We start from the raw sequence: 12,545 nt of genomic DNA, 5'->3' as shown, positions 1-12,545 counted from the left end.
TGTGCGCGCTTCAAGCCGGCCCGATCACAGGTACTTGACCAGCACCTGGCTCTTGCGGCTCCAGTTGTACTTGGCCTTGCGCTGCTCGGGCAGCCAGTCGGGATCCACCGGCTGGAAGCCGCGCTTGAGGAACCAGTGCATCGTCCGGGTGGTCAGCACAAAAATGCTCTTCAAGCCCGTGGCACGGGCGCGTTGCTCGATGCGCTTGAGCAATTTTTCGCCATCGCCGGTGCCCTGGCTTTGCGGCGATACGGTGACGGCGGCCATTTCGGCGGTGCCCGCTTCCGGGTACGGGTAGAGGGCGGCGCAGCCGAAGATCACGCCATCGTGCTCGATGATCGTGTAGGCAGAGATGTCACGCTCGATCTCGGTACGGCTGCGCTTGACCAGGGTGCCGTCCTTCTCGAAGGGCTCGATCAGCTGCAGAATGCCGCCGACATCGTCGGGCTTGGCTTCGCGCAGCTCTTCCAGGCGCTCGTCGATCACCATCGTGCCAATGCCATCGTGCACATAGATTTCCAGCAGCAGCGCGCCGTCGGTCGCAAACGGCAGAATGTGGCTGCGCTCCACGCCTTCCTTGCAGGCCTTGACGCAGTGCTGCAGGTAAAAGCCCACATCGGTGGGCACGGTGGCCGGGGGCAGCTCGGCCAGCAGTTTTTGCGCCGCATCCAGCGGCAGCTCGGTGTCGATGGGGTTTTCTTCGCTCTCGGCCTCCAGCGGGCTTTGGCGAATGCCGGCCACCTCGGTCAGGAACATCAGCTTGTCGGCCTTGAGCTCGATGGCCACGCGCGTGGCCACTTCTTCCATGCTGAGGTTGAAGGCCTCGCCGGTGGGCGAGAAGCCAAAGGGCGACACCAGCACCATCGCGCCCATGTCCAGGGTGCGGTGGATGCCGCCAACATCGACCTTGCGCACCAGGCCCGAGTGCATGAAGTCCACGCCATCGACAATGCCAACCGGGCGCGCGGTGACAAAGTTGCCCGAGATCACCCGCACCGTGGCGCCCGCCATCGGCGTATTGGGCAGACCTTGGCTGAAGGCCGCTTCAATCTCGAAGCGCAACTGGCCAGCGGCCTCCTGGGCGCAATCGAGCGCGACCGAATCGGTCACGCGGATGCCATGCGAATAGCGCGGCGCATGCCCTTTGGCGGCGAGCTGCTCATTCACCTGGGGCCGGAAACCATGCACCAGCACGATCTTGACACCCAGCGCCTGGATCAAGGCCAGATCCTGGGCAATGGATTGCAGCTTGCCCGCTGCAATCGCCTCACCTGTCACGCCCACTACAAAAGTCTGGTTGCGAAACTTATGGATATAAGGCGCCACCGAACGGAACCAGGGCACAAAGGTGAAATTGAATACAGCGGACATGGGGGGTGGGGGTGGGGTATTTCCTAGAAGCACGCCAGATCGGCGGTTTGCAGCTGCCGCTATTGTTATACAAACATGGCGCCCCTGCATGCAGTTCGCACCGGAATCGGGCCTGTGGCCATGGGAAAAAACCATCAATGGCGCCTGTTTCATTTCTGCTGGCGCGAAGTGGAGGTTTCGCAATCACAAACGGCGCGGGTGTGGGCAAAGCAGCGCGCCGGGCCGATGATGGCGGTTTCGCAAAAAATAGCCTGGAGACAAGCATGACCACCACCATCAACCGCCGCCAGCTGCTGGCGCTGGGCGCAGCGCCCCTAGCCGCCGGCCTGCCCCTGCTGCATGCGGGGGCTGCGCATGCGGCCGACTACCCCAACAAGCAGGTCAAATTCATCGTTCCGTTTCCGCCCGGTGGCCCGGTCGACACGACGGCGCGGGCCTTTGTACCGCCGCTGGGCCAGCTGTGGGGCCAGGGCACGTTTATCGACAACCGCGCCGGTGGCGGCGGCATCATCGGTGCGGAGACCGCAGCCCGCCAGCCCGCCGACGGCTACAGCCTGTTTGTGGGCGCGATCCACCATTCGGTCAACCCGTCGCTGCATGCCAGGCTGGGCTATGACATCCAGAAGGACTTTGTGCCGGTGAGCTTTGCGGCCATGTTCCCGGTGTTCCTGGTGGTCAACCCCAGCGTGCCGGCCAAGAATGTGCAGGAGCTGATCGCGCTGGCCAAAAAGCCCGGAAGCAACCTGGCCTTTGCGTCTTCGGGCAATGGCGGCGGCACCCATTTGGCGGGCGAGCTGTTCAACATGCATGCGGGCACCCAGCTGCTGCACATTCCGTACAAGGGCAGCGCTCCGGCGATGACCGATGTGCTGGGTGGCCAGGTGGCGATGATGTTCAGCGATGCGCCCACCGCCATTGGCCATATCAAGAGCGGCAAGGTGCGGGTGCTCGGTGTTGCCAGCCCCAAGCGCTCGGCGCTGATGCCCGAGGTGCCGACCATTGCCGAGCAGGGCCTGGCCGGCTACGAGGCCTATTCCTGGGCAGCGCTGTTTGCGCCGGCCGGCACGCCCAAGGAGGTGGTTGCCAAGGTCAATGCCGATTTCAACCAGGTGATGCGGAACCCGGAGGTGCGCCAGCGCCTGTATGTCGCCGGTGCCGAGGCCGATCCCGGCACGCCCGAAGAGATGGCGCAGCGCCTGCAGTCCGAGATCGACAAATGGGCACGGGTGGTCAAGACCGCGAAGATCCGCATCGATTGAGCCACAACCTGTGCAGCGCGACGCAGACATGCACAATGGAGGGATCTTGTACTTGCAGACCCACCTATGGACCTGATCTCTGGCAGTGCCGATCCCCATTTTCAACCCGTCGCACTGGAGAAGGCCTACCGCTTGCTCAACCACGGGCCCACGGTGCTGGTGTCGGCCGCCGATGGCGCCGAGCGCAATGTGATGGCCGCTGCCTGGGCCTGCGCGCTCGATTTCTCACCGGCCAAGGTGACCGTGGTGCTGGACAAGGCCACCCGCACCCGCGCGCTGGTGGAGGCCAGCGGCCGCTTTGCGCTGCAGCTGCCCACCGTGCCCATCGCCGCCTTGGCGGTGGAGCTGGGCACCCTCAGCGCGCTGCAGCACCCGGACAAGCTGGCCCGGTTGGGTGTGCAGCTGTTCGATGCGCCAGGCCAGCAGACCCCGCTGGTGGCGGGATGCGCCGCCTGGCTGGAATGCCGGCTGGTGCCCGAGCCCCATAACCAGCAAAGCTATGACCTGTTCATTGGCGAGGTCACCGCGGCCTGGGCCGACGACCGGGTGTTCCGGGACGGCCACTGGCATTTCGAAACCGCGCCACAGGCGCTGCGCACGCTGCACTATGTCGCGGGCGGCCATTTCTATGCCATCGGGGAGGCCATTGATGTACCGGTGCCCAAGGTTTGATCGCGCCCCTGGCTGCTGCCGCGCCCAAGCCGGCGCGGGGCGGGTCTGATGTTTCTGATCTTTGCCGCCATCGTTGCGGCGCTGTTGGCCGTGCTGGGCTGGCGCATGCTGCGCAAACGCCGGCAACTGCGTTTTTTGCAGCAGTACTGGCTGGACGCCGCCTACCGCAAGGCGATCTGGCGTGACCACCCCTACCTGAACGATGCGAGCCTGGCGCAGGCCGAAGAGGCGCTGCGCCAGTTTTTCATCATGCACTGGCTGGCGCCGCGCGCGCAGCTGCAGATGCCCTCGCGCCTGGCCGATGCGCTGTGGCATGCGTTCATTCTGGATACGCGGCGCTACCAGCAGTTTTGCCAGCGCGCCTTTGGGCATATGCTCCACCACCTGCCGGCGCAATCATCCAGCGCTGGGGCTTCGCTGGACCGGGCAGCGCAGATGCAGCCAAGCTGGAATGCGGCGATGCACACCCGGCGCTATATGGTGGGTGCGCTGCTGGGCGGCATTCCGCTGCTGTTTGCGCTCGACGCTGCTGCGGCCATCGAGGACGGCTGGCACTACCCGCCGGAGCTGCTGGACCAATGGGCAGCGGCCTTTGCGCAGGCGTCCGCTGCGGCCAGCAGCAGCACCGACACCATGTCCAGCCCGGTATCGGGCAGCGACAGCAGCCACCACCGGGGCGACAGCAGCAGCGCTGGTGATGGCACCGATATGGCCAGCAGCACGAGTGCAGACAGCGATGGCGGCTCGTCCGGCTGCAGTGGCAGCAGTTGTGGCGGTAGCAGCTGCGGGGGCGGCAGCAGCGATTGAGCGGCAAAGCCTGCGCGGGCCAAGGCGTTGTTGCGGCTTCGCAACCGGTGGAGGCCTGCTGCGGGGATAATGCTGCCCCTATGTCGCTCAAGATTACGTTTCCCGAATCCCTGCCAGTTTCCGCCCGCCGTGATGAAATCATGGAGGCCATGGACCGCCACCAGGTCATCATCGTCTGCGGCGAGACCGGATCGGGCAAAACCACCCAGCTGCCCAAGATTGCACTGGCCCTGGGCCGAGGCAAGATCAATGCCACCCCCAATGACAAGGGGGAGGTGCGCGGCCACCTGATCGGCCACACCCAGCCCCGGCGTATTGCGGCCAGCAGCGTGGCCAAGCGCATTGCCGAAGAGCTGCAGACCCCGCTGGGCGATGTAGTGGGCTACAAGGTGCGTTTCCAGGACCGTTTGTCCAAGGACGCCTCGGTCAAGCTGATGACCGACGGTATCTTGCTGGCCGAGACCCAGACCGACCCGCTGCTCAAGGCCTACGACACCTTGATCATTGACGAGGCCCATGAGCGCAGCCTCAACATCGACTTTCTGCTGGGCTATCTGCGCCAGATCCTGCCCAAGCGCCCGGACCTGAAAGTGGTGGTGACCTCGGCCACCATCGATGCCGACCGCTTTGCGAAGCACTTTGCCGGCCCGCAGGGCCCGGCGCCGGTGATCATGGTCTCGGGCCGCACCTTTCCGGTGGAGATGCGCTACCGCCCCTTTGAGGATGCGAAGGACTATGACCTCAACGATGCGATTGCCGATGGCGTCGACGAGCTGTGGAGCGGTGGGGCCGGCGGCGACATTCTGATTTTTCTGCCGGGCGAGCGCGAGATCCGCGAGGCCGCTGACCACCTGCGCAAGCACCTGCAGCATTCGCCGGTACTGCGCAATGCCGAGGTGCTGCCGCTGTTTTCGCGCCTGTCGCAGGCCGAGCAGGACCGCATCTTTGAAGGCCATACCGGCCGGCGCATCGTGCTGGCCACCAACGTGGCCGAAACCTCGCTCACGGTGCCCGGCATCCGCTATGTGATCGATGCCGGAACGGCCCGGGTCAAGCGCTATTCCTTCCGCAGCAAGGTCGAGCAGTTGCTGGTCGAGCCGGTCAGCCAGGCAGCGGCCAACCAGCGCGCCGGCCGTTGCGGCCGCGTGGCCAATGGTATCTGCATTCGTCTCTATGACGAGGCTGATTTCCAGTCGCGCAGCCCCTTCACCGACCCGGAAATCCTGCGCTCGTCCTTAGCCGGCGTCATCCTGCGCATGAAGGCCTTGCGCCTGGGCGATGTGGTGAATTTCCCGTTCCTGGAAGCGCCGTCCGGCCGCGCGATTGCCGATGGCTACCAGCTGCTGGCCGAGCTCGGTGCAGTCGATGAGCAGGGCGAGCTGCTGCCGATGGGCCAGGCCTTGTCGCGCCTGCCGCTGGACCCGCGCGTGGCCCGGATGATTGTCGAGGCGCGCGAGCGCGGCGCACTGGCCGAGGTGCTGGTGATTGCCTCGGCGCTGAGTGTGCAGGATGTGCGTGACCGCCCGCTGGAAGCCCAGCAGCAGGCCGACCAGCAGCATGCCAAGTTCGACGACGAGAAGAGCGAGTTCAGTGGCTACCTGCGGCTGTGGAAATGGCTGCAGGATGCGCGCGGCGGCAAGGTGGTGGCCAAGAGCCGCAAGGACATGGCCCAGCAATCGGCCCCGGCCAAGGGCCAGGCAATGGGGCGCAATGCCGCCTTTTTGCCGGTGGCCCAGCGCAGCACCGGTGCCACTGCCGCAGTGGACACGGCCGCGCCGCTGGCCGCCTTCACGCCGCAGGACAGCGTCGCCGACGAGGCCAGCCACAAGCTGAGCAACCGGCAGTGGGAGCAGCTGCTGCGCCAGAACTTCATCAACATCCGCCGGGTGCGCGAGTGGCGCGACATCCATTCGCAGCTGCTGACGGTGGTCAAGGAGCAGCGCTGGCCGATGAATGAGGAGGCTGCCGGCTATGAGGCCGTGCACCTGTCCATGCTCTCGGGCCTGCTGGGCAATATCGGCTTCAAGACCGAGGAGGGTGATGGCTACCTGGGCGCGCGTGGCATCCGCTTCCATCCGCACCCCGGCGCGCATCTGTCCAAAAAACCTGGCCGCTGGATTGTGGCGGCCGAGCTGGTCGAGACCTCGCGCCTCTACGGGCGTGGCATTGCCGCCATCGAGCCCCAGTGGCTGGAGCAGGTAGGCGCGCACCTGCTGCGCAAGCAGTTGCTGGACCCGCATTGGGAGAAAAAGCAGGGCGAGGTGGCCGCCTATGAGCGGGCTACCTTGTATGGCCTGGTGGTCTACAGCCAGCGCCGCATCAGCTACGGCAAGATCGACCCGCAAGGCGCGCGCGACATCTTCATCCGCCAGGCGCTGGTCGAGGGCGACTGGGAGACACGCCTGCCATTTTTGCAGGCCAACCAGAAGCTGATTGCCAAGGTCGAGGAGCTGGAGCACAAGAGCCGCCGCCAGGACGTGCTGGTCGACGATGCACTCATCTATGCGTTCTACGACCAGCAGATTCCGCAAGACATCTGCACCGGCTGGGCGCTGGAGCGCTGGGTCAAGGACGAGAGCGCGCGCAACCCCGATCTGCTGCGCCTGTCGCGCGAGGAGCTGATGCGCCATGAGGCCGCCGGTATCACGACCGCCGCCTTCCCCAAGACCATCAGGATGGGTGGGGTCGATTGCACGGCCAGCTACCTGCACCAGCCCGGCGATCCGCGCGATGGCGTGACCGTGACGGTGCCGCTGTTTGTGCTCAACCAGGTCAGCGAGGAGCGTGCCGAATGGCTGGTGCCGGGCATGCTCAAGGACAAGATCCAGGCCCTGCTCAAAAGCCTGCCCCAGCGCCCGCGCAGCCGCTTTGTGCCGTTGGCTGAAAACGCCCAGCGCCTGGCCGAGTTGCTGGGCAGCGCAGAGCGCTTTGGTGCCGGCAGCCTGGTCGAGGTGCTGCTCAAGCAGGCACGCGACGAGACCTCGCTGGACATCAAGCGCGCTGATTTCAAGCTGGACATGCTCAGCCCCCACCTGTTCATGAACTTCCGCATCAGCGACGAGCATGGCCGCCAGCTGGGCCAGGGCCGCAACCTGGGTGCCTTGAAGGCCCAGTGGGGCGCCAAGGCGCGCGGCGCCTTCCAGGCCTTGGCCGAGCTCAAGATCGCGCCACAGGCCGAAGGCACGGCCGCCGCTGCACCGGCGCAAGCCCCCGCCGCCGCTGCCAAGCAGGCGGGCAAGGCGGCCCCGGCGCCCAGCAGCGGTGCAGCCCCGCGCAAGCCGGCGGGGCCCGTGCATGCGGCCGACAAGCTCTGGACCGATTGGAGCTTTGGCGCCTTGCCCGAGCTGATGGAGATCAAGAAGGGCAACCAGACGCTGATTGGCTTTCCCGCGCTGATCGACCACGGCTCCGGTGTCGGCATCGAGGTGTTCGACGAGCCCGAGGTGGCAGCCAGCCGCCATGCGCTGGGCCTGCGCCGCCTGTTTGCGCTGCAGATCCGCGATGCGCTCAAGTACCTGGAGAAGAACATCCCCGATCTGCAGAAGATGGCGGTGGGCTATATGCCCCTGGGCACGCAGGAGGAGCTGCGCGAGCAGATCATCAATGTGGCGATTGACCGCGCGTTTCTGCAAGAGCCGCTGCCCGCCGATGCCGAGCAGTTCAAGCAGCGGGTGCAGGAGGGGCGCGGGCGCCTGACCCTGATCGCCAACGAGGTGGCGCGCATGGCCGCTGGCGTACTGCAGGAGTACATGGCTGCCGTGCGCAAGATCAAGGACACCAAGAACGCCCCCGAAGCCACCGCAGACGCCCAGCAGCAGCTGCAAAAGCTGGTGCCCAAGAACTTCATCGCCATCGCGCCCTGGGCCCAACTGGGCCACTATGCCCGCTACCTGAAGGCGATCACCGCGCGCCTGGACAAGTACCGGGCCGACCCGGCACGTGATGCCGCCAAGCTCAAGGAGCTGCAGCCGCTGGAGCAGCGCTACTGGCGCCTGGTAGCCGAGCGCAAGGGCCAGGTGGATGCGCGCATGCAGGAGTACCGCTGGATGCTCGAGGAGCTGCGGGTGAGCTTTTTTGCGCAGGAGCTGCGCACGCCGTACCCGGTCAGCAGCAAGCGGCTGGACAAGGTCTGGCAGCAGTTGCAGCAGTAAGGCCCTGTGATAGCCGGCCATGCTGCGTGGCGCACCATGGCCGGTTTTTTGGGGGTCAAGCCAGGCGCTCGGCGACCTCGTCCACCGTCAGCACATCGCCAAAGAACAGCATCCAGTTGTTCAAGCTGTTGACATGCTCATGGGGCGTAACGGCGGCCAGCGCGTCGTCGACCATCACGGTGGCGTAGTCCAGCATCATCGCGTCGCGCGCAGTCGATTCGCAGCAGACATTGGTGACGGTGCCGCCGATCAGCACCGTGCGCACGCCCCGTGCCTTGAGGACGGCGTCCAGGTCCGAGGCGCCGGGGGCGAGGGCGCTGTAGCAGCGCTTGACGACGGTGAGATCGCCCGGCATTACCTCCAGCGCTGGCGGCATCGCAAAGCCGGCGTGGCCACTGCCCAGCTCCCGCAGCCGGCGTGCGCTGCGCTCGGGCGTCAGCATATGGCGGTGGTGGTGGGACCAGAACTGGTCGGCGCCGTCGGCACTGGTCTTGATCCACACGACGGTGCCGCCCTTGGCGCGCAGCGCCGCAGCCAGCTTGTTGACCTGGCCAAAGATGGCGCGGGCCGGTGCGCATTCGCCCTGAAAACCGGGCTGGGTGTAGTAGTTCTGCAGATCCACGATGACAAAGGCCGTGGTCGCGGCATCGAACTGGTCATAGGGGTGGAGCACCCCCTGGCGGGCCAGCACGCGTTCTTCAATCCAGGGTTCAAACTGCATGGGTTGTCGTTTCTTGAAATGGGGGATCATGATCAGCGCTCAGGCGTAGCGGTGCTGCACGCTTTTCTCCAGCCGGGTGACCGCCATGTACATCACCGCTGACAGCAGCGCCAGCACGACGATCGAGGCCATCACCACATTGAGCTTGAACACCTGGCTGCCATTGACGATCAGAAAGCCCAGCCCGGCGCTGGAGGACTGGAACTCGCCGACGATGACGCCGATCAGCGACAGGCCGATGTTCATCTTGATCGCGGCGATCACTGCCGGCACGCTGCCCGGGAAGACCACGTACTTCATCACCTGGAACTTGCTCGCGCCCAACGTGGTGGCCAGCTTGATCTTGTTGGGGTCGATGGCCTGAAAGCCTTCATAGACCACCATGATGGTGATGAACAGCGAGATGGCAACGGCCATGCCGTAGACCGAATATTCCGAGCCCAGCCAGATGTAGAAGATCGGGACAAAGGCAATCTTGGGCATGGCGTTGGCAATCACCAGGAAAGGATCCAGTACCTTTTTGACAAAGCTGCTCCACCACAGCAGGGCGGCCATGCCGATGCCCAGCAGCATGCTGATCGCAAAGCCGATCACCGTGGCCTTGAAAGTGACCCAGGTGTGGCCCAGCAGGTCGCCGCTGCGGGCCAGATCGACCAGGGTGGGCAGTACCGCAGACGGGTAGCTGGTGAGCATGGGGTTGAGGATGTGGCTGCGCGCCAGTACCTCCCAAATCAGCAGGAATGCCAGCAACAGGCCGGCGCGGCTCAGCGCCACCAGGCGCTTGCGGCGCTGGATCTGGGCCAGCCACTGGCGGTATTCGGGGCTGCGGGTGTCGGCCTGGGCCGGGGCCGCCGTGTTGGTGGTGTTCATGACGGTGCTCATGCTTATCCTTCCACGTGGGCGTCGATCTCGTCCCACAGCACATTGAAGTAGTCGTTGAATTCCGGGCAGCCCCGGGCCTCGAAGGGCGTGGGCCGTTTGCCTCCCTGCGAGGGGAAATCCATGTGGTGTACCGATTTGATGCGCCCGGGCCGGCGCGAGAGCACGATGACACGGTCGGTCATCGCAATGGCCTCGCCAATGTCGTGTGTCACCAGGATCACCGACTTGCCTTCGTCGCGCAGCACATCGACCACCTCATCGGCAATCGACAATCGGGTTTGCGAGTCGAGCGCGGAGAACGGTTCGTCGAGCAGCACCACATCCGGGTTGGTGACCAGGGTGCGGGCCAGCGCCACCCGCTGGCGCATGCCGCCCGAGAGCTGGCGCGGGTAGTGGTGCAGGTAGTCGCCCATGCCGCATTTGTGCAGCAGTTGCGTGGCGCGCTTTTCGGCGGCGGCCAGGTCCTTGTTCTGGATCTGGGCGCCCAGCAAGGTGTTCTCCAGAATGGTGCGCCATTCGAACAGGTAGTCCTGCTGCAGCATGTAGCCGATGCGCGGGTTGGGGCCGATGATGGTCTGGCCGTCCACCAGCACCGAGCCGCTGGACGGCGGCAGGATGCCCGCCAGGATCGACAGCAAGGTGCTCTTGCCGCAGCCGGACTGGCCGATCAGGCTGATGAATTCCCCGGCCTTGACAGAGAGGTTGATGTTCTGCAGCGCCTGGGTTTCGCCCTGGGGCGTGAAGTAGCGCAACGAGACGTTGTCGACATGGATACGGTAGGGGTGGTTCATCGCACTTCCTTATTTTTGGGCCAGGCTCTGCACCAGGCCCATGTCCACAAAACGCGCGTAGTCGACTTTCTTGCTCGCCTCCAGCACACCGCCTTGCACCAGCATCTCTTGCAGCTGGTCCATCGCCTGCTTCTCGACCATCGGGGTTTTCTTCCACAACTGCAGTTGCTGGTAACGCTCGATCGCACTGACCAGTTCAGCCTTGTTCACGCCGGTGAAGTACTCACCCACCAGGTCCGCCAGCTCGCCTGCTGGAGCGGCCGCGGTGTACTGCTGGGCCTTGGCCACCGCCTGGGTCCAGGCCTGCACGGCGGCGCGGTTTTTCTTCAGGTAGGCATCGGTGGTGGTGAACACCGTGTAGTCGACCATGCCGGCTTCCTTGCCCACCGACCCCAGCGGAAAAGCCTTGCCTTGCTTCTCCAGGCTGCTGGCCTCGGGCTCCAGGAAGGTCGCATAGTCGTTTTGGCCGGCCAGCCAGGCACCGGTGCGGGCGGCCGGGCCGATGTTGCTCACGAGCTTGACATCCTTCTTGGGATCCAGCCCCTTCTTGCGCAATGCCGCTTCCAGAAAGATATCGGGGTTGGAGCCTGGACGGAAGGACATGATCTTGCTGCCCTGGAGCTGCTTCCAGTCAAAGTTGGGCTCGGGCTTGCGGCCCATCAGCAAGAAGCCGTCGGTGGCGGTCAACCCGGCAAAAACAATGGGTTTGACGGGCGACTCGCTGTTGGCGACATAGATCGAGGCCTCGGGTCCTATCAGCACAATATCGGCGCTGCCCGAGAGCAGGGCGGCCATGCCCTTGTCGGTGCCCTGCGAGGTTTTCATGCTCATCTCGATGCCGGCCTCCTTGAACATGCCTTTCTGGATACCCACATACATGGGAACATAGAGCACGGAGCGCACCACCTCTTCGTAACGGATCTTGTGTGTTGCCTGCGTCTGCGTCTGGGCCTGGGCCTGGGACAGCGGCACCAGTGCTGCCAGCATGGAAGCGAAGACGGCCGCACGGCGGCTGAACATGAACGTCATAACCCACTCCTTGTATACAGAAAATGCAAACTGACGAATGAAAAACAGTTCCATGCAAGAACAGTGCCTAAATAATTGCTAATAATTTCGGTTCAAAGTTCTTTTATGTATTCAGTATCCAATTTATCGTGCTGCCCGAGGATCGGTGTTAACCAGCAGCCGGATTACCCAGGGCGGCTTTGGCGGGCTGGCGCAGAGCGTTCCAGCAGGAGCGCCTGTTGACCGGGGCACGATCGACCCGCGCATGGCTGCCAAGGCTGCGGCGCGCACTGTTTTGGTCCCGGCCGCTGAACGCGGCGGAATGGGCGCTGCTGGCGCGCTACTTTGGCCAGCCGCAGCACCCGGGCTGGGCGCGCATGCGGCTGCACCTTCGCCGTCTCGGCGATACGCGGCGGGCGCTGTCGTTCAATGGCGGCTTTGTGTCGATGCCGGCCAGCTGCTTTACCAGATCGGACCCCCGGCAATGCCTGCGCCTTGACGAGCCACTGATGGCCGGATGGCTGGCCCATGAGGCTTTTCACCACTGGCAGCGGCTGCAGGGCCGCGCGGTGACCCGGCAGGCGCTGCATCTGCAGTGGCGCTTCTGGCGCCATGGCATCAACCCCTATGCCTACACCCCGGGCGAGTCGCCAGCGGCCTTGCTGGCCCAGTTCCAGCGCGCCCAGGTGGAGCAGCAAGCGCAGATGTGGCAGGACGCCGTGATGGCCGACATCGCCTGGCGCCAGGCCGACCCCGGTGCGGACCTGCAGCGCCTGGCCGCCGCCGCCCGGCGCTGGCATGCGGTGTTGCATTGGGTGCAGATGCAGGCGGAGCCCCCGCTGGTCCCCTAAGCGACGGGGTGCTGCCCCGGCCGCTGGGCATA

At 64.9% G+C, this 12,545-nt stretch carries 10 protein-coding genes; 5 read left to right on the top strand and 5 right to left on the bottom strand.

Translation table 11 applies throughout. The features are described from left to right. Positions 1 to 24: 24 nt before the first annotated feature. Positions 25 to 1,371 (bottom strand): amino-acid N-acetyltransferase, encoded by a 1,347-nt coding sequence (gene argA, locus ACHWUQ_RS21485; RefSeq protein WP_394682401.1) that lies wholly within the window; start codon positions 1,369 to 1,371, stop codon positions 25 to 27. A 263-nt stretch (positions 1,372 to 1,634) separates the two neighbouring features. Here argA and ACHWUQ_RS21480 point away from each other — a divergent pair, with 263 nt between their 5' ends. The 4 genes from ACHWUQ_RS21480 (at position 1,635) to hrpA (ending at position 8,260) form a co-directional block, all read left to right on the top strand. Further along, a complete protein-coding gene (locus ACHWUQ_RS21480; RefSeq protein ID WP_312409204.1) occupies positions 1,635 to 2,630 on the top strand; it encodes a tripartite tricarboxylate transporter substrate binding protein in 996 nt (331 codons plus the stop codon). Positions 2,631 to 2,696: 66 nt separating this feature from the next. After that, a complete protein-coding gene (locus ACHWUQ_RS21475; protein WP_394682400.1) occupies positions 2,697 to 3,302 on the top strand; it encodes a flavin reductase family protein in 606 nt (201 codons plus the stop codon). A 48-nt stretch (positions 3,303 to 3,350) separates the two neighbouring features. Then, complete coding sequence (locus tag ACHWUQ_RS21470; RefSeq protein ID WP_394682399.1) at positions 3,351 to 4,109, top strand: hypothetical protein; 759 nt, start codon at positions 3,351 to 3,353, stop codon at positions 4,107 to 4,109. 80 nt (positions 4,110 to 4,189) lie between these two features. Then, entirely contained in the window at positions 4,190 to 8,260 is a 4,071-nt protein-coding gene (gene hrpA / locus ACHWUQ_RS21465; RefSeq protein ID WP_394682398.1) for an ATP-dependent RNA helicase HrpA, read from the top strand. Between the two features lie 55 nt (positions 8,261 to 8,315). On the opposite strand, the gene ACHWUQ_RS21460 is transcribed toward hrpA, so the two are convergent. Genes ACHWUQ_RS21460 through ACHWUQ_RS21445 form a run of 4 tightly spaced genes read right to left on the bottom strand, consistent with a single transcriptional unit; the run spans position 8,316 to position 11,683 of the window. Next, positions 8,316 to 8,981 (bottom strand): cysteine hydrolase, encoded by a 666-nt coding sequence (locus ACHWUQ_RS21460; RefSeq protein ID WP_239812178.1) that lies wholly within the window; start codon positions 8,979 to 8,981, stop codon positions 8,316 to 8,318. A gap of 39 nt (positions 8,982 to 9,020) precedes the next feature. Further along, on the bottom strand, positions 9,021 to 9,863 hold the full coding sequence (locus ACHWUQ_RS21455; RefSeq protein ID WP_239812177.1) for an ABC transporter permease: 843 nt from the start codon (positions 9,861 to 9,863) through the stop codon (positions 9,021 to 9,023). Between the two features lie 2 nt (positions 9,864 to 9,865). After that, complete coding sequence (locus ACHWUQ_RS21450; protein WP_312451375.1) at positions 9,866 to 10,654, bottom strand: ABC transporter ATP-binding protein; 789 nt, start codon at positions 10,652 to 10,654, stop codon at positions 9,866 to 9,868. A gap of 9 nt (positions 10,655 to 10,663) precedes the next feature. After that, positions 10,664 to 11,683 (bottom strand): ABC transporter substrate-binding protein, encoded by a 1,020-nt coding sequence (locus ACHWUQ_RS21445; RefSeq protein ID WP_394682397.1) that lies wholly within the window; start codon positions 11,681 to 11,683, stop codon positions 10,664 to 10,666. Between the two features lie 218 nt (positions 11,684 to 11,901). Between ACHWUQ_RS21445 and ACHWUQ_RS21440 the strand changes: the two genes are divergently transcribed. Beyond that, positions 11,902 to 12,513 carry a hypothetical protein gene (locus tag ACHWUQ_RS21440; protein ID WP_394682396.1) on the top strand — a complete coding sequence of 204 codons (612 nt, stop codon included), beginning with the start codon at positions 11,902 to 11,904 and terminating at the stop codon, positions 12,511 to 12,513. Positions 12,514 to 12,545: the final 32 nt, after the last annotated feature.

This window comes from uncultured Comamonas sp., from assembly GCF_964277875.1.
Lineage (GTDB): Bacteria > Pseudomonadota > Gammaproteobacteria > Burkholderiales > Burkholderiaceae_C > Comamonas > Comamonas sediminis.
The sequence above is the reverse complement of the archived record's forward strand: the minus strand, read 5'-3'. Positions and strand labels throughout refer to the sequence as shown.

Coding starts and splice junctions, on each gene's coding strand:
- argA (WP_394682401.1), bottom strand. CDS start 1,371: ATGTCCGCTGTATTCAATTTCACCTTTGTGCCCTGGTTCCGTTCGGTG.
- ACHWUQ_RS21480 (WP_312409204.1), top strand. CDS start 1,635: ATGACCACCACCATCAACCGCCGCCAGCTGCTGGCGCTGGGCGCAGCG.
- ACHWUQ_RS21475 (WP_394682400.1), top strand. CDS start 2,697: ATGGACCTGATCTCTGGCAGTGCCGATCCCCATTTTCAACCCGTCGCA.
- ACHWUQ_RS21470 (WP_394682399.1), top strand. CDS start 3,351: ATGTTTCTGATCTTTGCCGCCATCGTTGCGGCGCTGTTGGCCGTGCTG.
- hrpA (WP_394682398.1), top strand. CDS start 4,190: ATGTCGCTCAAGATTACGTTTCCCGAATCCCTGCCAGTTTCCGCCCGC.
- ACHWUQ_RS21460 (WP_239812178.1), bottom strand. CDS start 8,981: ATGCAGTTTGAACCCTGGATTGAAGAACGCGTGCTGGCCCGCCAGGGG.
- ACHWUQ_RS21455 (WP_239812177.1), bottom strand. CDS start 9,863: ATGAGCACCGTCATGAACACCACCAACACGGCGGCCCCGGCCCAGGCC.
- ACHWUQ_RS21450 (WP_312451375.1), bottom strand. CDS start 10,654: ATGAACCACCCCTACCGTATCCATGTCGACAACGTCTCGTTGCGCTAC.
- ACHWUQ_RS21445 (WP_394682397.1), bottom strand. CDS start 11,683: ATGACGTTCATGTTCAGCCGCCGTGCGGCCGTCTTCGCTTCCATGCTG.